Source organism: Streptomyces sp. NPDC044921 (assembly GCF_056432865.1).
Genome location: NZ_JBWKIF010000034.1, coordinates 1 through 18,912 on the forward strand (window position 1 = coordinate 1; position 18,912 = coordinate 18,912).

Annotated in this window: 17 protein-coding genes and 2 tRNA genes; 9 read left to right on the forward strand and 10 right to left on the reverse strand. The window is 71.1% G+C overall.

Annotated features, from left to right (window positions below):
* The first annotated feature begins 615 nt into the window (after positions 1–615).
* The 5 genes from AC07DA_RS34355 to AC07DA_RS34375 all read left to right on the forward strand — a co-directional run bounded on the left by AC07DA_RS34355 (position 616) and on the right by AC07DA_RS34375 (position 5,309).
* Entirely contained in the window at positions 616–1,386 is a 771-nt protein-coding gene (locus tag AC07DA_RS34355; protein ID WP_479132150.1) for an LPXTG cell wall anchor domain-containing protein, read from the forward strand.
* 137 nt (positions 1,387–1,523) lie between these two features.
* On the forward strand, positions 1,524–2,303 hold the full coding sequence (locus tag AC07DA_RS34360) for an HAD-IIA family hydrolase (protein ID WP_479132151.1): 780 nt from the start codon (positions 1,524–1,526) through the stop codon (positions 2,301–2,303).
* A 122-nt stretch (positions 2,304–2,425) separates the two neighbouring features.
* Positions 2,426–3,262, forward strand: coding sequence for a hypothetical protein (locus AC07DA_RS34365; RefSeq protein ID WP_479132152.1), 837 nt, complete (start codon positions 2,426–2,428; stop codon positions 3,260–3,262).
* Positions 3,263–3,264: 2 nt separating this feature from the next.
* Positions 3,265–3,936, forward strand: a complete 672-nt coding sequence (locus AC07DA_RS34370; RefSeq protein ID WP_479132153.1) for a class F sortase — start codon at positions 3,265–3,267, stop codon at positions 3,934–3,936.
* Between the two features lie 332 nt (positions 3,937–4,268).
* Positions 4,269–5,309, forward strand: a complete 1,041-nt coding sequence (locus AC07DA_RS34375) for a glycoside hydrolase family 6 protein (protein ID WP_479132154.1) — start codon at positions 4,269–4,271, stop codon at positions 5,307–5,309.
* An 81-nt stretch (positions 5,310–5,390) separates the two neighbouring features.
* Here the strand turns inward: AC07DA_RS34375 and glxA are convergent, their stop codons facing one another.
* The 4 genes from glxA to AC07DA_RS34395 all read right to left on the reverse strand — a co-directional run bounded on the left by glxA (position 5,391) and on the right by AC07DA_RS34395 (position 10,577).
* The gene (gene glxA, locus AC07DA_RS34380) at positions 5,391–7,331 is read right to left on the reverse strand and encodes a radical copper oxidase GlxA (protein ID WP_479132155.1); all 1,941 of its coding nucleotides are present in this window, start codon (positions 7,329–7,331) and stop codon (positions 5,391–5,393) included.
* Entirely contained in the window at positions 7,328–9,328 is a 2,001-nt protein-coding gene (locus tag AC07DA_RS34385; RefSeq protein WP_479132156.1) for a glycosyltransferase family 2 protein, read from the reverse strand. Before AC07DA_RS34385 ends, glxA begins: the two co-directional genes overlap by 4 nt.
* Positions 9,329–9,652: 324 nt before the next feature.
* Entirely contained in the window at positions 9,653–10,366 is a 714-nt protein-coding gene (locus AC07DA_RS34390) for a FadR/GntR family transcriptional regulator (protein ID WP_479132157.1), read from the reverse strand.
* A 137-nt stretch (positions 10,367–10,503) separates the two neighbouring features.
* Positions 10,504–10,577: transfer RNA gene (locus AC07DA_RS34395), tRNA-Lys, on the reverse strand.
* A gap of 199 nt (positions 10,578–10,776) precedes the next feature.
* On the opposite strand from AC07DA_RS34395, the gene AC07DA_RS34400 reads away from it, so the two are divergent.
* From AC07DA_RS34400 to AC07DA_RS34415, 4 genes are all read left to right on the forward strand, one after another.
* On the forward strand, positions 10,777–12,084 hold the full coding sequence (locus AC07DA_RS34400) for a peptidoglycan-binding protein (RefSeq protein ID WP_479132158.1): 1,308 nt from the start codon (positions 10,777–10,779) through the stop codon (positions 12,082–12,084).
* Positions 12,085–12,218: 134 nt separating this feature from the next.
* Positions 12,219–13,340 carry an SPFH domain-containing protein gene (locus tag AC07DA_RS34405; RefSeq protein ID WP_479132159.1) on the forward strand — a complete coding sequence of 374 codons (1,122 nt, stop codon included), beginning with the start codon at positions 12,219–12,221 and terminating at the stop codon, positions 13,338–13,340.
* A gap of 101 nt (positions 13,341–13,441) precedes the next feature.
* Complete coding sequence (locus AC07DA_RS34410; protein WP_479132160.1) at positions 13,442–14,047, forward strand: lytic polysaccharide monooxygenase auxiliary activity family 9 protein; 606 nt, start codon at positions 13,442–13,444, stop codon at positions 14,045–14,047.
* A gap of 97 nt (positions 14,048–14,144) precedes the next feature.
* Positions 14,145–14,612, forward strand: a complete 468-nt coding sequence (locus tag AC07DA_RS34415; protein WP_479132161.1) for a hypothetical protein — start codon at positions 14,145–14,147, stop codon at positions 14,610–14,612.
* 52 nt (positions 14,613–14,664) lie between these two features.
* Here the strand turns inward: AC07DA_RS34415 and AC07DA_RS34420 are convergent.
* From AC07DA_RS34420 to ehuB, 6 genes are all read right to left on the reverse strand, one after another.
* A tRNA-Lys gene (locus tag AC07DA_RS34420) sits at positions 14,665–14,738 on the reverse strand.
* 95 nt (positions 14,739–14,833) lie between these two features.
* Positions 14,834–15,592 carry an IclR family transcriptional regulator gene (locus AC07DA_RS34425; RefSeq protein WP_479132162.1) on the reverse strand — a complete coding sequence of 253 codons (759 nt, stop codon included), beginning with the start codon at positions 15,590–15,592 and terminating at the stop codon, positions 14,834–14,836.
* Positions 15,593–15,789: 197 nt separating this feature from the next.
* On the reverse strand, positions 15,790–16,575 hold the full coding sequence (gene ehuA, locus AC07DA_RS34430; protein WP_479132163.1) for an ectoine/hydroxyectoine ABC transporter ATP-binding protein EhuA: 786 nt from the start codon (positions 16,573–16,575) through the stop codon (positions 15,790–15,792).
* Positions 16,565–17,215, reverse strand: a complete 651-nt coding sequence (gene ehuD / locus AC07DA_RS34435) for an ectoine/hydroxyectoine ABC transporter permease subunit EhuD (protein ID WP_479132164.1) — start codon at positions 17,213–17,215, stop codon at positions 16,565–16,567. Before ehuD ends, ehuA begins: the two co-directional genes overlap by 11 nt.
* The gene (ehuC, locus tag AC07DA_RS34440) at positions 17,212–17,913 is read right to left on the reverse strand and encodes an ectoine/hydroxyectoine ABC transporter permease subunit EhuC (RefSeq protein WP_479132165.1); all 702 of its coding nucleotides are present in this window, start codon (positions 17,911–17,913) and stop codon (positions 17,212–17,214) included. Before ehuC ends, ehuD begins: the two co-directional genes overlap by 4 nt.
* Positions 17,910–18,839 carry an ectoine/hydroxyectoine ABC transporter substrate-binding protein EhuB gene (ehuB, locus tag AC07DA_RS34445; protein WP_479132166.1) on the reverse strand — a complete coding sequence of 310 codons (930 nt, stop codon included), beginning with the start codon at positions 18,837–18,839 and terminating at the stop codon, positions 17,910–17,912. The genes ehuC and ehuB overlap by 4 nt, the downstream gene beginning before the upstream one ends.
* Positions 18,840–18,912: the final 73 nt, after the last annotated feature.

Here is an 18,912-nt window from a genome sequence, read left to right on the forward strand (position 1 = left end):
CTACGAACGCAAGGCCGAGCACTTCCTGGCCTTCACGGCCATCGCCTGCAGCCTCATCTGCTACCGCAGACTCACCAAATGAGACGACGTCTAAACAGCCCTCGACTGCTCCGACTGCTCCGACTGCTCCGACTGCTCCGACTGTCCCGAGTTCTCCGACCCTCCGACTGCTCCGACTGCGCGACCGCGCGACTGCCCCGACTGCGCGACTGCTCCGACTGCGCGACTGCCCCGATGGGCCCGAGGGTTCCGCCCCCTGACCGCCCTGAACGCCCGGACCGCCCCGACCACCCCGGCTCGCCGAGGCCTCGACGGCCCGGCCCCCGCCCACCCGGGCCCGCTGACTTCTGACCGCCCGGCCCCCGGACCACCCGAGCCCGCCGAGCCCAAGACCGCCCGCCCCTCCCGACCACCCGAGCCCGCCAAGCCCAAGACCACCCCGACCGCCCCGACAACCCCTAGCCCCCGACCACCCCAAGTCCTCGCCCCCGCCGCCCCCCCGGCCCCCCGCCCCCCAGGACCTGTCCGCCGAGCGGGCGGATTCGTGCCGCCGTTCGGGGCACTTCCCGGCCCGGCCGACTTCCCTCCGGCCCCGGGCGGCAAGGTCACGTCATCATGCGACTCTGCACGCCCGCTCGTCTCTGCCTGGCGGCGGCAGCCACCGCCGTCCTGTTCACGGGTGCTCCCCCGGCGTATGCCGAGGACCCGGCGCCCGCCTGTGCCGCGCCCGACGACCACACCTTCCCGCTCACCACCCGCCTGCGCGGCGGGCCGGACACCTACACGGCCGGGGGCGGCTTCGGGACCTGGTACCTCGACCTGACCAACACGACCGACCGGACCTGCTCCGCCATCCATCCCGTCGTCGTGCTCGTCGACGACCGGCGCGCCCTGGAGCCCTCCCAGCCCCGGCTGGAGTTCTTCGCAGGGGACCGCGCCCACCCCGTGCGGTTCGAGCGGACCGGCGAGGACGAACTCGTCGGGGCGTTCACCGACGAGGAGGACCGCTTCGGCGGGTTCACCGTCGCCCCGGGCCGGACCGTCACCGTGAAGGTGCGGCTCGCGGTCACCTCGGACGCCGCGCCCAACGAGGTGACCGCCAACGCCGCGGTCGTGCAACGGCACGACGACGACGGCGACTGGGTCGGCCAGTCCAACGACTACCGCTTCCGCATCGAGGGCGACGGTCCCGGCACCGACACCGGCACCGGAACCGGCACCGAGCCCCGCCCCGACCCCGACACCTCCGTCCCGCCCCGCGAGGACCGTTTCCCCTTCGCCGAGGAACTGGCCCGCACCGGAACCGGCGTCCAAGTCGCCGCGGCCACCGCGGCCGGGCTGCTCATCGGGGGCGGGGTACTGCTCCTGGTCCGCAGACGCTCCTGACGCACCGTCCCCGGCGGGCGGCACGGGGACCCGCGCGTCCCGCCTGTCGGGACGTGGCCGGCGGCCCATTCCGCAAGATCCCGCCACTGTTTAGGCTGGGTCGCACGCTGGACCGCGTACGGCAGGAGATCCCGCACATGGCAGACCGCAAGCCCATCGAGTCGTGGCTCACCGACATGGACGGTGTACTCATCCACGAGGGCGTACCGATCCCCGGAGCCGACGCCTTCCTCAAGAAGCTGCGGGAGTCGGGCAAGCCCTTCCTGGTGCTGACCAACAACTCGATCTACACCCCGCGCGACCTGCACGCCCGGCTGAAGCGCATGGGCCTCGAGGTGCCGATCGAGAGCATCTGGACCTCGGCTCTGGCCACCGCCCAGTTCCTGGACGACCAGCGGCCGGGCGGCTCGGCGTACGTCATCGGCGAGGCGGGCCTGACCACCGCGCTGCACGACATCGGCTACATCCTCACCGACCACGAGCCGGACTACGTCGTCCTCGGCGAGACCCGCACGTACTCCTTCGAGGCCATGACGAAGGCGGTCCGGCTGATCCTCGGCGGTGCCCGGTTCATCGCCACCAACCCCGACGAGACCGGCCCGTCCACCGAGGGCCCGCTGCCCGCCACCGGCGCGGTGGCCGCGCTGATCACCCAGGCCACCGGCAGGAAGCCGTACTTCGCGGGCAAGCCCAACCCGCTGATGATGCGCACGGGGCTGAACGCCATCGGGGCGCACTCCGAGACCAGCGCGATGATCGGCGACCGCATGGACACCGACGTGCTGGCCGGCATCGAGGCCGGGATGCGGACGTTCCTGGTGCTCACCGGCCTGACCCGGCCCGATCAGGTCGAGGACTTCCCGTACCGGCCGTCGCAGATCGTGGACTCGATCGCGGACCTCGTCGACCGCGTCTGAACCCCCCGGCGGCACGTCCGCCGGCCTCAAACCCGTCGCCACCCGTACGGAGCAGTCACCGCGTCGCTGCGGATGCGGTGACCGCTCCCGCGGGGGAGGCTCCAGGCATCTGGAGGTTCACGATGGGTTCCCTGAGAGTCACGGTCTGTACGGCTGTCCTGGCCGCGGCCGCCCTGACGCCGACGGCGTACGCGGCGGACACGGCAGGCGCGGCGGAGAGAGGGGACACGGGGAAGGCGGGGAGCGTCTCGGTGACCCCGGCGACCGCCGCGCCCGGCACGGACGTCGCGCTCCGGGTGACCGGCTGCGCCGGGCGCACGGCCCTCGCCGCCTCGCCCGCGTTCGTCGCGGACGCCCGGCTCACCGTCGCGGACGCCGCCCGCGAGCTCACCGGCGACACCCGCGTCCGCTCCACGCTCGCACCGGGCCCGTACACCGTGCGGGTCACGTGCGGCGAAGCGGAACGGACCGGCACGTTCACCGTCCGGAAGGGCACCGCCGACGGAGGATCGGCCGTACGAGCGCCCGCACCCGGGGCGGACGGGCAGCCGCCCGCACCCGTGGGGGAGGGGCGGGCACCCGCCGGCGGCGCCGGCGAGGACCACGGGGAACCCGGGACGGCCGGACGGCCCGCGTCCGGCACGGCCGGCCGACCCCTGGACCTGGAATCCGGGACCGGCGGGCCCCCGCCCGTCCCCGGTGGCGACGGGCGGTCCGCCCCTCCCGATCCCGGCCACGAGGGCGACGAACCGGGGTCCGCCGCCGACCGCCCCGGCGCGCCCGCTTCGCCCGTCGCCCCCGTCCGGGCCGGCGGGGGCGGTGCCGCCGGCCTGGTCGCCGCCCAGGAGCGCGGGACCGGTCCCGGTACCGCGCAGGGGGTGACCGGCCTGGTGCTCGCCGGCGTGGCCGCGCTGGTCGTCGCGCTGGGCGGGTTCCGCCGGAGCCGTGGAACGGGTTGACCATGTCCGACCAGGAACCGCGGCTCTCCGCGGGCACCGGCCGCCTGCTGACCGGCGTGGCCTGGGTGGTGCTGCTGCTCGGCCTGTGGCTGTGGGGCCGCGAGGTCACCGACGTGCGGCACGGCATGTCCGCGCCGACCACGGGAGACATGGCGGCGGCCGGCCGGCCCCCGGACGTCAAGCTGCCCCCCGCCCACCGCCCCCTCACCGACGCGCTGCCGCAGCGCGTCGACATCCCCGGCCTCGGGGTCCAGGCCCCCGTGGTGGCACGCGGGCTGGACGCGCACGGCGCGCTCGACCCGCCGCCCTACGACCAGCCGGGCGTGGTGGGCTGGTACGCCGGTGGGGTCGCGCCCGGGGCGCCCGGCACCGCGCTGCTGGTCGGCCACGTCGACACCGACACCCGGCCCGCGGTGTTCTACAAGGTCAGCGCCATGCGGCCGGGCCAGACGATCCGGGTGATCCGGGCCGACGCGAAGGTCGCCGAGTTCACCGTCGAGTCCGTCCAGGTCCTCACCCGCGACCGCTTCGACGCCCACCAGGCCTACGGCCCCCGGGAGTCGGGGCGGGCCGAACTGCGGCTCGTCACCTGCGGCGGCAGCTTCGACCGTACGACCCGCAGCTACACGGCGAACGTGGTCGTCTCGGCGTATCTGACCGGAACCGGCCTGTAGCGGACGGCACGGCCCCCCGGGCCCGGCCGGCGGCCCGCTCCCCCTGAAGCCGCCGACCGGGCCGGCCTCGACCGCGCGCGCACGGGCCGCGGGAGTAACCCGGCGAGCTGCGCGGGAGGACACGGGAGCCACGGTGGGTGAATCTCTGGCCGGAGGCCGGCCCGCAGGAAAGACTCTAGAACCAAAGAACCGCCCGGGCCTAGAGGCGGGATGACGCCACGTCCCGATACGGTGGCGCTGCGTCATCCGCGCAGGTCCCGCTCGGCATCGTGGGCGCTGCGGGACGTATGTCAGGATTGAGCCTCGGAACGCTGCACCCAAGGGGGAGCTGGATGTACGGCAGCAGGGGGGTCGGGACGCACGCCGGGCGGCGGGTGTCCGCGGTGGTGCTGGGGGCGGCACTGCTGATCGCGGGATGTTCGGGCGGCGACGGTGGCGACGACGGTCCGGACCCGGGCGCCGAGGCGGGCGCCGGCATCACCCAGCAGCCGAAGGACACCGCCCCGTTCTGGGTCAACCCGAACGGTACGGCGGCCCGGCAGGTCGCCGCGCTGGAGAAGGCCGGCAAGAAGCAGGAGGCCGAGCAGATCCGCAAGATCGCCGAGCAGCCGGTCGCCGAGTGGGTGGGCCCGGACAACCCCGAGGTACAGACCCGGGGCTTCACCGAGGCCGCCGACAAGGCCGGCCGTACGGCGCTGCTCGTCCTCTACAACATCCCGCACCGCGACTGCGGCCAGTACTCCCAGGGCGGTGCCGCCGACGGCGACGCCTACCGGGCCTGGCTCGACGGCGTCGCGGCGGGCATCGGTGACCGCTCGGCCACGGTCGTCCTGGAACCGGACGCCCTGCTCCACCTGGTGGACGGCTGCACCCCGCAGCAGTTCCACGAGGAGCGCTACGACCTGCTCAAGGGGGCGGTCGCCAAGCTGAAGTCCCTGAAGAACACGAAGGTCTACCTGGACGCGGGCAACGCCGGCTGGCAGAACCCCGACCAGATCTTCGAACCGCTGCGGCGCGCGGGCATCGATCAGGCCGACGGCTTCTCGGTCAACGTCTCCAACTTCTACTCCACGGAAGACTCCATCGCCTACGGCAAGCAGCTCTCCGCCAAGGTGGGCGGCAAGCACTTCGTCATCGACACCAGCCGCAACGGCAAGGGCCCCTACACCCAGGGCGCCCCGGACGAGCGCTGGTGCAATCCGCCCGGCCGCGCCCTGGGCGAGAGGCCGACGACCAGGACGGCGGACCCGCTGGTCGACGCCTACCTGTGGATCAAGCGGCCCGGCGAATCGGACGGTGAGTGCAAGGGCGGCCCGAAGGCGGGCCAGTGGTGGGAGGACTACGCGCTGAAGCTGGCGAAGGCCGCTTCCTGATCCGGTTCCCCGCCACCCCGGCACGTGGAAGGGGGCGCTCTCCTCGTGGAGAGCGCCCCCTTCCGCCGTCTCAGCCGCCGGTCACGGCACCCTGACCCACTGCGCCTTGCTGGGCGTGCCCTCGGCGTCCGTCACGAAGAGCATGTACCAGCCCGCCTGGACCAGGTTCCGGTTCTCCGGCACGGTCACCGTCAGCTTGTCGCCGGACGCCTTGAAGTCCAGCGCGATGGAACGCTGGTCGATGTCCGTGACGTGCGTGGCGGCGCTCGGCCGGATCAGCCGCACCTTCTTGACCTTCGCCGCGTCGGAGGAGGTGAAGGCCGCCGTGCCGCCGCGCTCGATGGTCTTCGGCCCGCCCGACAGGGAGGGCCGGTCGGCGTCCCCGTAGAGGTAGGGCGGCGTGTAGATCTCGATGCGCTGCTCGAACTTGCCCGGCTTGGTGTTGGCCTTGTCGGCGTAGAGCGAGTCGGAGCCGAAGACCATCACGCGGCCGTCGGGGAGCAGGACCGAGCCGGAGTGGTAGTTGCGGCCCACCAGCGGGTCGGCGACCCGCTTCATCTCGTTCTTCTCCGGGTCGTACAGCCGCGCCTCGAAGATGTTGGAGTCGCCGCGGCCCCGGTAGTCCTCCGAGCCGCCGGAGATCAGCACGCTGTCGTCCGGCAGGACCGAGGCGTTCGGGTAGCGGGTGCCCTTGTCCAGGGACGGGCCGTCCACGAAGCCCGGGTCGGGCTTCTTCAGGTCGACGATCCGGGTCTTCTCGCTGGACCGCTGGGACTCGCCGACGCCACCGCCGCCGATCACCATGTACTTCTCGTCCTGCGCCGGCGGCAGCAGCACCGTGCCGGACGTCTCCATCAGCTTGGGGTCGCTCAGGCCGGGGATCTTCGTGAACTTGTTGGTGTCCACGTCCCAGATGCCCGGGTCGCGGCCCACGTTGTCCGGCCCGTAGCCCGCGTTGGAGCCCGAGTAGAAGATCTTGCCGTTCTGCATGAGGAACAGCGCCGGGTAGGTCGGGAACTGCCGGACCTTGTCCGTGTAGGTCCACTTCCTGGTCTTCGGGTCGAAGACCTCGTTCTTGCCCGGGACCAGCTGGCCGATGTCGTCCAGGCCGGAGACGCTGAGGATCTTCCCGTCGCTCAGGGTGGTGAGCGTCGGGTACCAGCGGGCCTCCTTCATGGGGTCGACCTTGATGTACTTCTCGGCGACGGGGTCGAACTCGAAGGCGTCGCGGATGCCCTGGAAGTCCTTCTTGTCCAGGGCGAGCTTCTGCGCGATGCCGTAGGTGTTCTTGGCGTCGGCGCCCTTCAGACCGTGCACGCGGTAGTTGTCCTGCGTGCCCGTCTCGAACTTCTTGCCGCGCTTCTGCGCCTCGACGTAGATCCGGCCCAGGCCGGGGTCGTTGCGCAGGAACCTGCCGGTGGCCTTGTCGAAGACCTTCTTGGCGCGCGGCACCAGCACCGGGTCCTTCGAGACGAAGGTCTTGCCGTTCTCCTTGCCCGTGAACTTCGTGCCGGCGGGCAGGGTGATCGGCTTGTCCGGGTTCTCGTTGTGGACGATCATCAGGCCGCCGGCCTTGGTGACGTCACCCTTGAGCTTCTCGTACCGCTTGGTGCCGCCCGCGATCAGCAGGTTGCCGTTGGCGAGCTGGGTGTGGCCGGTGCAGAACAGGTCGCTGGGCGTGGGGACCTTCTTGATGGTGCCCTTGACCGGGTCCCAGATCCGGGTGTCGAACTTCTTCGCGTCGAAGTTGTCCTGGTTGTTGCCCGAGCCCGCGACGAGCAGCACCTTGCCGGTGCGCAGCAGCGCCGCGTGGATCGTGTTCTGCCGGTACTCCTCGGGAAACTCGATGATCTCCCACTTGCCGTTCGCGGCCTTGTACTCCGGCTGGTTGATCTTGTACTGGTGGTATTTCTCGGTGCTGAAGCGATAGAGCCACGGCCCGTTCATCCCGGCCAGCGCGAGTACCACCGCCGTGCCGATCGCGAGTCGACGGGCCCGGCGGCGGCCTGCACGGTCGTTCATTCCTTACGTCCCCCAAGTCCACCAAGGGCGATCTGCATGGTCTGGTCGGTCCCCCCGACCTCCCCGTGTGCGCCCGGGGTCGCGGCCCACGTGGGCTTGTGCTGCGGGGCGTGCGGCGCGTGCTGCTGCGGGACGGGCAGCGGCTGCGTCCGGTGCGGGCCCGCAGAGTCCTGCGGCGGCTCCCCGGAGGGAGCGGCGGGCTTCTTGGCGTCCTGCCTCATCTGCCAGCGCCACGCGAAGATCGGCGTGGCCGTGATCAGCATCGCGAAGGTCGCCCAGATGATCATCGCGGGGTGCGAGTGGCCGAAGACGAAGCCGGCCGTGATCGAGCCGCCGAAGATCAGGATGAAGTACCAGTGGTAACGGAACGTCCCGAACCAGCGGTCGGGGCTCGCGGAGTCGCCCTTGGGCGTGACCACGAACTTGCTCTTGCGGCGCAGCGCGGAGTCGATCAGCGCCTTGGCGTACAGCGGCGCCGACAGCGCCGACATCACCATGCCGGCCACACCGCCGGAGCCTTCCGGCTCGTGCGGCGAGACGTTGTGGCGGCGGTTCCAGACGTACAGCCCGATCTGCAGGGCGGAGGCGTTGCCGTAGAGCATCAGCCACACGGCCGGGTCGATGTTCACACCCGAGGCGCCCAGGCCCAGGAACAGGCAGCAGCTCAGCGCCGCCAGGATCCAGTTCAGGGCCGACATCGGGTAGAAGATGATCATCATCGTGTAGTTGAAGAGCTTGCTCGGCGGCAGCGAGTACCAGCCCTTCCAGTACTGCTTGAGGATCGTCTCGTACGTCCCTCGCGACCAGCGCATCTGCTGGGTGAAGAAGTCCGTCCAGGCGCTGGGGCCCTCACCGACGGCGAGCACGTCCGGGGTGTAGACCGAGCGCCACTTGTTGCCCGTCGCCGGGTTCTTGTGGCGGTGGATCTCGAAGCCGGTCGCCATGTCCTCGGTGATCGAGTCGTACAGGCCGCCGATCTGCTTGAGCGCCTTGATGCGCACGGCGTTGGACGTGCCGACGAACATCGGGGCGCCGTAGCGGTTGCCCGCGCGCTGGATCAGGGCGTGGAAGAGGAACTGCTGCGACTCGGCGGCCTTGGTGACGAACGAGTCGTAGTTGCCGTAGACCTGCGGGCCGATGACGAAGCCGACGTCCGGGTCGCGGAAGAAGCCGAGCATCCGCTCCAGGTAGTTGGGCAGCGGCACGTGGTCGGTGTCGACCGAGGCGAAGAAGTCGTAGTCGTCGCCGTGGGCTTCGAGCCAGGCGTTGTAGTTGCCGTGCTTGGTCTTGGCGCGGTGCGGGCCCTTGGCCTGGTTCCACTTCGCGACACCCTTGCGGGAGAAGTGGTGCACGCCGAGGCGCTCGCAGACCGCCTTCACCTCGGGGTCGTCGCCCTCGTCCAGCAGCCAGACGTGCATCAGCCCCCGGTGGCGGATCTTCACCGCCGCCTCCAGGGTCTTCGTCACCATCTCCAGCGGCTCCTTGCCGGGCACGAAGGAGGTGAGGAAGGCCACTCTGGTGCCGACCTCGGGCACCACCGGGATCGGGTCCCGGGCGACGAGCGTGGCGTGCGCGTTGGACACCACGTTCATGCAGCGGAAGAACTCGATCAGGCCGATCGAGACGAGCATCACCATGTCGAGCGCCGGCAGCCAGTCGAACGCCGGGTAGTCGCGCTCGGTCCAGTGCTCCGGCTGCAGCAGCCAGAACAGCAGCACCAGCGACAGCACCGGGGCCGCGGCCAGCATCAGGGCGACCCGGATGCGGTGCGGCTCCTGCGAGATGAGCGAGCGGTACTGCACCTTGTACGGCTTGCTCGGATCGGGCTGGGTGAGGGGACCCGCGAGCCGGCTGTAGTGCTCGTAGTCGTACCTCGGCAGCGTCTTCTTGATCCGCCGGAACGTCCCCGTGGTGCTCATCCGGTGGGACGGCACCCTCAGCTGGGTCGTCTGGGACGGGTCGTTTTCCTGCCGGGCACCCGTGGGCCTCGACGTCATGAGTCATCCCCCCACACGCGGAGCACCGCGTGTTTCGTCGCTTCCTACCGTCTGCTGCGGTCCCCCTCGACCTTCACAGACGTATCAGTGGTGGGTCGCAGTCACCACGTCATCCACACCCTATAGACATGGCAATGCGACCTTCCGGTTGCATGATGCCCCCCACGGCATCGCTTCATGAACGGGGCCCCTACCCCCACCCGGTGTGCAACCGGTTCCAAATCCCCCCAACTGCCGCGAACCCATAGCATCTTGAAAAACCAGGAAACCAGGGTTGTACGGCGTCCATCATGATCGCAAGATGCGAAACGCGGTGTTTACCGGTCATACGCGCTCATTGTGGCGGATGTGGGGACTCCGTGGAGCCGTCGGGGACAGGCGGGCGCGGATGTTGCCGAAATGCTCCCTTATGGCCTCCTCTGCCCGCATCGCGTCACCGGACCGGACCGCGTCGAGGATCTCCCGGTGCTGCCGGCAGGTCACCTTCGGATCCTGCGGCACACCCCCGAGGTCGGTCCTGACCCGGTGGAAGGCGTCCCAGAACGCCTCCAGGACCTCGCTGAGCAGCACGTTGTCCATCCCTCGGTAGAGGGTGGCGTGGAACGCGCGGTCGGTCTCGGCGAGGCCGGCTCCCCGCGCGGCCTGCTCTTCCATACGGTCGACGAGGGCGTCCAGTTCAACGAGGTCGTCCGGTGGTATCCGCCCCGCGAGCCGGGAGGCCAGGCCGGTCTCCACCGCCTCGCGCAGTTCGAGCAGCTGGAGCAGGGAGTCCTCGCCCCGGTAGTGCCCGGCGACCGTGCGGAAGGCGAGGCCCTCGATCATCGGGGCCAGCGACATCGGGCCGACGTAGGTGCCGAAGCCGTGCCGGATCTCGACGATGCCCATCGCCTGGAGCGCCTTCAGCGCCTCGCGCACCGAGTTCCGGCTCGCGCCGAGGTACTCCATCAGCTCAGGCTCGGTCGGCAGCGGGGCCCCGGAGGCCAGCCGGCGGTCGATGATGAGCTTCTTGATCCGCTCTTGGAGGTCACGCGCTGCCATGGCGAGAGGGTATCCGGCCAAACGTGCGGTGGCCCCGGTTCCGGCCAGAGAAAAGTTCCGGCCAGCACGGAACCCGGGCGCGGGACCCCTCCGGGCACGCGAAAAGGCCCCTCGTCGCCGAGGGGCCTTCCGGTCGGTGCGCCGCCAGGGACTCGAACCCCGGACCCGCTGATTAAGAGTCAGCTGCTCTAACCAACTGAGCTAGCGGCGCGCGCTGACGTCGTAACTCTACAGGACGCACGGGGGTGCTCCCGACCACCCCCGCCCGCCCGGGCGGGCGCCCGGGAGCGGGCCCCGTACATCATTCGGACCGTCAGCATGCGCGTCGGGAAGACAGTTGCGAAACTGACGACGCGCGCCCGGACGTCCACGGGCACCGCGTTTTCCGCCGGAAGTGTGAGGGGAATCGCATGGAGTCTCCGGTATTCGAGGAATTCGACCCCGCGAGCGACTGCGACTGCCCCGGCTGTGTCCACTGGCGCCGCGTCCTGCCGCATTCCCCGGCCGGCCGCACAAGCGCCCACCCGGCCGCCCACCGTGCTCTCGCCCTGGCGGCCGTGGCGTCCGCCGCGCTCGGCGCGGGACAGGTCGCACCGGCCGCGGCCGCCCTGCCCCACGCCCCCCACCGGCCGGGTGTTCCCCCAGGTGAGGAGTCCGACACCCCGCAGGGCCACCGCGCGCCGCTGCACGGCCCGGCCGGGCGGCCGGCGCTCCCGCGCAAGCCCTCCGCCATCACCCGCACGGAGATCATCGACCGGGCGAAGACCTGGGTGGACGCGAAAGTGCCGTACAGCATGACCGCCTACTGGTCCGACGGTTACCGGCAGGACTGCTCGGGTTATGTCTCGATGGCCTGGAAGCTGCCCGGGAACGAATGGACGGGCAGTCTCGCCCAGTACGCGGATCCCATTTCCAAGGAGGAACTCCAGCCGGGCGACATTCTGCTGTTCCACAATGCGGCCAACCCTGAGAGCGGGTCGCACGTCACGATTTTCGGCGGCTGGACGGACGACACGCACAGCCACTACATGGCCTACGAGCAGACCCGCCCGCACACACGGCGGCAGTCCACCCCGTACGCCTACTGGAGCGACTCCGACCGGTACGTCCCCTACCGCTACAAGGGCGTGACCACCGAGGAGCCGGCCCCCGAGCCGGACGGCGGGACGCCGGGTGCCCCGGCGGCCACGCCGTTCCCGGGGGCGGCGTATTTCGGCCCCGGCGCGCACAACAAGTACGTCACACTGCTCGGCCGCATGCTCGTCGCGCGCGGGGCCGGCGCCGCCTACGCCTCGGGCCCCGGACCGCGCTGGACGGACGCGGACCGGCGGGCCACCCGGGCCTTCCAGCTGGCGCAGGGCTGGACGGGCGCCGACGCGGACGGGCTGCCCGGGCCGCGCACCTGGGAGCTGCTGGTCACGGGCGAGGGCAACGACGTCAAGGGCGGAGCGGTGGGCCCGCCGCCGTCCTCGCACGGCGTCCCGGGCTACCCGGGGCGGGCGATGTTCCGTCCCGGCGCCGACAACGTGTACGTCACCCGGCTCGGCAGGCAGCTGGTGCGCAAGGGGTTCGGCAGGTTCTACGCGGTCGGGCCGGGGCCGCGCTGGACCGAGGCGGACCGGCGTGCCGTGGAGGCGTTCCAGCGCACCCAGGGCTGGCGGGGCGGCGCGGCCGACGGCTACCCGGGCCCGGAAACCTGGCGACGTCTCTTCTCCTAGGCCCAAGGGCCCCGAACCCGGCCGACCTGGCCGAATCCCGTCCCGGCCGGCCCGGGAGGCCCGCACCCGGCAGGCCCGGGCCGGTGCCGGGAACCACCGTTGTGACGCATCTGGCGCGGAGGCTGGAGGCAGGCATGAGTACGACCACTTCCCACACGTCCGAGCCCGACGGACCCGCCGAGGGGCCGGGCAGGCCCGCCCGGCTCATCCAGAACGAGGCCACCACCGAGATCCCCGTCCACCTGCTGTTCCGCGACGACCCCGACCCGGCCACGGTGGCGCTGCGGCCCGCGGTGGTCGGCCGCAGGCAGGGCACGGGGGAGCAGCCCCGCACGCGGCGAGCGGCCGCCGCGGCGCCGCGGCCCGCGCCGCGGATCGACCCCGACCTGGCCGAGCGGCCCGCACGGGTGCTGCCCGGGACGGTCGGCGTGCTGGCCGGGACGTGCGGGGCGGCCGGGTGCGCGGCCACCTCCTGGTGGGCCGGGCTGCTGCCGCCGCTGGTCCTGGAGGCGCTCGGGCTGCCCGCCCAGACCGGGGCCGGACTCGGCCCCGCGCAGTGGGCCGCGTACGCGGGCGCCGGCGCGCTCGGCCTGTTCGGGTTCGGGGGACTGGCCCGGGGGCGGACCGGCCGGGCCTGGGTGCTGGACCTGTTCGGCCGCTACCGGGGGACCGTCCGGCGCTCCGGGCTGCTGTGGGTCAACCCGCTGCTGCTGCGCCGCCGGGTGGACGTACGGCTGCGGCACTGGCGCAGTGAGCCGCTGCCCGCCACGGACGCGGGCGGGGTCGCGCTGCGGGTGGTCGTCCAGGTGGTGTGGCGGGTGCGGGACACCGCGCGGGCGACCCTGGGCGTGGAGGACCACGAGTCGTACCTGCGCGAGTGCGTGGAGGCGGCCCTGGCCCGGGTGCCGGTGGAGACGCCGGGCGGGGCCAGGGGGGCGGGGGACACCGGGGCCGAGGCCCTGACCCGGCTGGTGGCGTCGGACGCGGCCCCGGTCGGCCTGGAGGTGTTCTCGGTGCAGCCGCTGCGGGTGGAGTACGCGCCCGAGGTCGCGGCCGCGATGCACCGCCGCCGGATCGCCGCCCTGGACGCCCGGCACCGGGCGAGCGTGCTCACCTCGGTCGTGGACTCGGTGGAGGACACGGTGACCCGGCTGACCATGCGGGGGCTGGTCGACCTCGACGACTACGAGCGCAAGGCGCTGGTGAAGGACCTGACGGTGGCGTTCTGCGCGGGCCGCGGGGAAACAGGTCCGTGATTGGTATGGACATGTTCAACTAACGGCCATACTCTCAGACTTGGTCTAGACCTACCTGCACGCCTCAGCGAAACTCCCCCACGTTCTCCAGGAGCGGCAGCATGCGCACAAGGACCAAGTTGTCCGCACTCGCGGTGGGACTGGCCACGACCGGAGCCCTCGTACTCTCCTCCGGCGGCGCCAGCGGTCACGGCTACACCGACCTCCCCATCAGCAGGCAGAAGCTCTGCCAGAACGGCACGGTGACCAACTGCGGTTCCATCCAGTGGGAACCGCAGAGCGTCGAGGGGCCGAAGGGCTTCCCGGCCTCCGGACCGGCCGACGGGCAGATATGCAACGGCGGCGTCGGCCACTTCAGCCAGCTCAGCGCGCCCCGCACCCCGTCCGGCGGCGCGTGGCCCGCCACGAAGGTGACGGGCGGGCAGAACTACACGTTCCGCTGGCAGTTCACGGCCATGCACGCCACGACCGACTTCAAGTACTACATCACCAAGCCGGGCTGGAACCAGAACCACAACCTGGCCCGGTCCGACCTCAACCTCACACCGTTCTTCACGGTGCCGTACAACGGGCAGCGCCCGCCGCAGACCCTCTCCCACACGGGCAGGCTGCCGTCCGGGCTCAGCGGCCGGCACGTCATCGTCGCGGTGTGGACGATCGCCGACACGGCCAACGCGTTCTACGCCTGCTCGGACGTCACCTTCTGAACCTCTGAGGTTCCCTTGAGTCACCGCGGTGGCCGGTGTGGGTAGGTTCCTCCCACGCCGGCCGCCGGGGCCGGCGCACCGGCTTCGGGGGTGCGTGATGGACGTGATCCTCTGTGCCGTGCCCGGCCTGGTCATGGCACTGGCCGTCTGGATGGCCTCTCGCGTGGTGCGGTGCTGGTGGCGGATCCGCGGCGCCTGGGACAGCGGACTGACGGTCGAGGCGCGGTGCCTCGGGGCGTACCCGGCGGGGCGGGGCGGGCTCCACCACGTCTACGAGTTCATCGCGCACGACGGCCGGGTCATCCGCTTCGAGGAGGACGGCGGTCCCGCGACGACCACCGAGGGCGACTACGTCATGGTCCGCTACACCGGCGGTCGCCGAGTCGTGGCCACGGCCCAGGCGCCGAGCCGGGCACGACGGGCGATGACCGCGGTCGGCCTGCTCGCGTTCCTCGGCGTGGTCGCCCTGTTCTGCGCCGGCTTCCTCACCGCGTACGGCCAGGCCTCCGGCCCGTACGGCGACCTCGTCTCCGGTGTCGACCGGGGGACGTCCGTGGCGCCGTGACCTCGGTACAACGCCGAAGGGCCCCTCGCTCCCACGAGAGGCCCTTCACCGGTGCGCCGCCAGGGACTCGAACCCCGGACCCGCTGATTAAGAGTCAGCTGCTCTAACCAACTGAGCTAGCGGCGCATGACTCCCGCCGACCGCCAAAACCGTGTTCCGCGGCGGCGACGGAGAAAATACTACCTGGTCCGAAGGGGTGCTCCGGACCAGGCGGCGCGGCGCTAGATCGCCATGGACAGCAGCACCGGCGCGGCGTTGCGGTTCAGGGTGTCCGCGGCCTGGCGCAGGCGGTGGGCGTGCTCGACGGGCAGCGACAGGGCCAGGCAGCCGACGGAGGAGCCGGCCGTGATGGGGACGGCCGCGCAGACCGTGCCGACGGCGTACTCCTGGAGGTCCAGGACGGGCACGGTCGGCGGCTGGGCCTCCAGCCGGGACAGCAGCAGCCGGTCGCTGGTGATGGTGCGCGAGGTGAGGCGGGCCATCTTGTGCCGGGCGAGGTGGTCGCGGCGGCCGGCGTGGTCGAGCTGGGTGAGCAGGCTCTTGCCGATGGCGGTGGCGTGGGCCGAGGAGCGGAAGTCGACCCACTCGTTGACCTTGGGGGTGGCCGGGCTGTCGGCGTACTGGGTGACGCTGATCTCACCGTCGACGTACCGGCTCATGTAGACGGCGGCGCCGACCGAGTCGCGCAGCCGGTCCAGGGTCTGCTGGATCTTGTCGCGCAGGGCCTGCTCACGCCGGCGGGCGGAGGCGAGACGGGCCAGGGCCTCGCCGGTGACGTACGCGCCGTCGGTGATCTGCTCGACGTAGCCCTCGCGGCGCAGCATGCGCAGGAGCGTGGTCAGTCGCTCCGGTCCGATGCCGGTGCGCCGGGCGAGCTCGGCGTCGGTGACGCCGGAACTGTTTCGCGCCACCGTCTCCAGGACGCGCAGGGCTTCCTGGGCCGAGTGGTACGGGGTGGTCGGCTCGTGCTTCAGCGCCACGGTGGTCTCCCCCTGCGCTTGCTGTAGGGCCGTGATCCGGTCAGTGAACCGTGTCCAGACTAACCGGCAAAGCCGCTGCGGGGAGCGGGGCTTGACAAGATTCCCGGGCATCCGAACTGGGACACTGATCCTCTGGCATATGCCAGAGGCATGCCCCAGTCCGGCGTCCGCGCGTTCTGCCTGCTCACGTGCCGTAGTCAGAGCACTGCGCTGAGGAACTCCCGGGTGCGGTCCTTCTCCGGTTCGCTGAAGATCTTCTCCGGCGGACCGGCCTCGATGATCCGGCCCGAATCGAACATCAGCACCTGATCGGAGATGTCCCGGGCGAAGTTCATCTCGTGGGTCACGCAGAGCATGGTGATGTCGGTGGAGCGGGCGATGTCCCTGAGCACGTCGAGCACGCCGGCGACCAGCTCCGGGTCGAGCGCGGAGGTCACCTCGTCCAGGAGCAGCACCTGCGGGCGCATCGCCAGCGCCCGGGCGATCGCCACCCGCTGCTGCTGGCCGCCGGACAGCTGCCCGGGGTGCTTGTCGAGGTGGTCGGTCAGCCCGACCAGCTCCAGCAGCTCGCGCGCCCGCTCCTCGGCCGCGTCCTTGGACAGGCCGAGGACCGTGACCGGCGCCTCGGTGATGTTGCGCAGGACGGTCATGTTCGGGAACAGGTTGAACTGCTGGAACACCATCCCGATCTTCTTGCGGACCTCGCGGACCTGCTTCTCGGGCGCCGGGAACAGCCGCTCCCCGTCCACGGTGATCGTGCCCTCGTCCGGCTTGGTCAGCGTCATCAGCAGCCGCAGGATCGTGGTCTTGCCCGACCCGGACGGGCCGATCAGCGTGACGTGCTTGCCCGCGTCCACGGAGAAGTCCAGGTGGTCCAGGACCGTGTGGTCGCCGAACCGCTTGGTGACCTGCTCCAGCCGGACCAGCTCGCCGCCGCTCCTGGCGGGGTTCTTCTCGGGGTGGGGGAGGATGTCAGTGGACAAGGCGTCGCTCCAGGGCTCGCAGGGCAAGGGAGGCCAGGTAGGAAATGACGATGAAGGCCACTCCGATCACCGTCAGGGGCTCGGTGAACCGGAAGTGCTCCTGCGAGAACAGGCGGGCGTGACCGAGCATCTCCAGGACGGTGATCGCCATCAGCAGCGGGGTGTCCTTGAGCATCGCGATGACGTAGTTGCCGAGCGCGGGCACGACCCGGCGCACCGCCTGCGGCAGGATCACCGCGGTCCACGTGCGGCGCAGCGGCAGGTTCAGCGCCGTCGCCGCCTCCCACTGGCCGGCCGGCACGGCCTCGATACCGGCCCGGTAGACCTGCATGGTGTACGTCGAGTAGTGCAGCCCGATCGCGAAGACTCCCGTGGCCAGCGCCGAGAAGGCCAGGCCCCATTCGGGCAGCACGTAGAAGAGGAAGAACAGCTGCACCAGCAGCGGGGTGTTGCGGACGAACTCCGTCACCGCCCCGACCGGCCAGGTCACCCAGCGCGTCGGCGCCCGCATCAGCAGCGCCCACACCAGGCCCAGCGCGAACGAGATCAGTGAGCCGAGCACCAGGATCTGCAGGGTGACCAGCAGGCCGGCCCAGAAGTCCGGCATGAAGTCGGAGACCGCGCTCCAGTCCCAGTTCATCGGACCGCCTCCACCGCGACCGGATCGGGAGCCCTGGTCGTGCCGCCGGGCTTCCTGCCGACGCCCGGCTTGAGCTTCTTCTCCAGACCGCGCATGACCCGGGTGAGCAGGAAGGCGATCAGGAAGTAGATGACCAGGACGTACGTGTAGATCTCCGCGCTCTCCTGGAGCGCCAGGCGCACCAGGTTGCCGCTGAAGGCCAGGTCGCCCATGCCCATGACCGACACCAGGGCGGTGCCCTTGAGCAGTTCGATCAGGAGGTTGGAGAACGGCGGGATCATCTCCGGCACCGCCTGCGGCAGCAGGATCAGCCGCATCCGCTGCCAGGGCGTGAAGCTGAGCGCGATCCCGCCCTCCTGCTGCGCCGGGTCGACCGCGGTCAGCGCGCCGCGCACGATCTCCGAGCCGTAGGCGCCGTAGGTCAGGCCGAGCGCCAGCGTGCCCGCCCACAGCGGCACCAGCTGCCAGCCGAAGGCCGGGGGCAGCACGAAGAACACCCAGAAGATCATCACCAGGGCCGAGGTGCCGCGGAACACCTCCGTGTAGAAGCCCGCGAGGAAGCGGACGATCCACAGGCGGTGGGTACGCGCGACGCCGACGACGAAGGACACCGCGGCGGCCAGCAGCGCGCTGCAGACGAGCAGTTGGACGGTGACCCAGACGCCCTTGAGTACCAGTTCCCAGAGTCCCGGGGTCATCCGCCGCAGAGCTCCTTCGCGGTCAGATCCGTCATCTCGGCCTCGGTGAAACCGAACGGCTTGAGGATGCGGAGGAGTTCGCCGCTCTTCTTGAGCTTGCGCAGCTCGGCGTTGAAGGCGTCGCGCAGCTTCGTCTCGGTCGGCCGGAACGCGAACGCCCCACCGTCGACGTGCGGTTCGCCGTCCACGATCGGCTTGAACGGCTCGGTGGCCTCCGCCTTGGCGGACTTCTTCACCACCTCGCGCACGGTGAGCGCCGTGCCGGCGAACACGTCCACGCGGCCCGCCTCGACCGCGTTCAGCCCCGCCACCTGGTCCGGGACGATGAGGATGTCGCTCTCCTCGTACCCCGCCTCGACGGCGTACTGGATCTCGGCGTATCCGGTCCCGGTGGCGAACTTCGCCTTCTTCTCGACGACGTCCTCGTAGCCGCGCAGCCCCTTCGGGTTGCCCTTGCGGACGATGAACGCGTCGAGCATCTGGTAGTCCGGGTCCGAGAAGATCACCTGCTCGCAGCGCTCGGGGTTGACGTACATCCCGGCGGCGACGACGTCGAACTGCTGGGAGTTCAGGCCGGGGATGAGCGAGCCGAACTCGGTCGGCACGGGCTGCACCCGGTCGACGCCCAGGCGCCTGAAGATGACCTTGGCCAGTTCCGGTGCCTCTCCGGTCAGCTCGCCGTCCTTGTCGATGAAGCCGAACGGGATCTCGCCGGCGATGCCGAGCCGGACCACACCCGCCGCCCGGAGCCGGTCGAGGAGGTCACCACCCTCGGCGTCCGAGGCCGTCGCGACGCGGCTGCACCCGGTCGCGCCCAGCGCGCCGAGCGCCGCGACCCCCGCGAGCAGCGACCGGCGGGCGGGCCCGGATCCGGGCCGGGGTATGTGTTGCGGACTTCTCAGTGGGCTTCTGTGTGCTGGAGCCATGGGCGCGCGGCTACCCGAACGCATCCGGGTTATGCCGCTCTTTTCGAGCCCCCCACCTCGCCCGTGCGCCCTT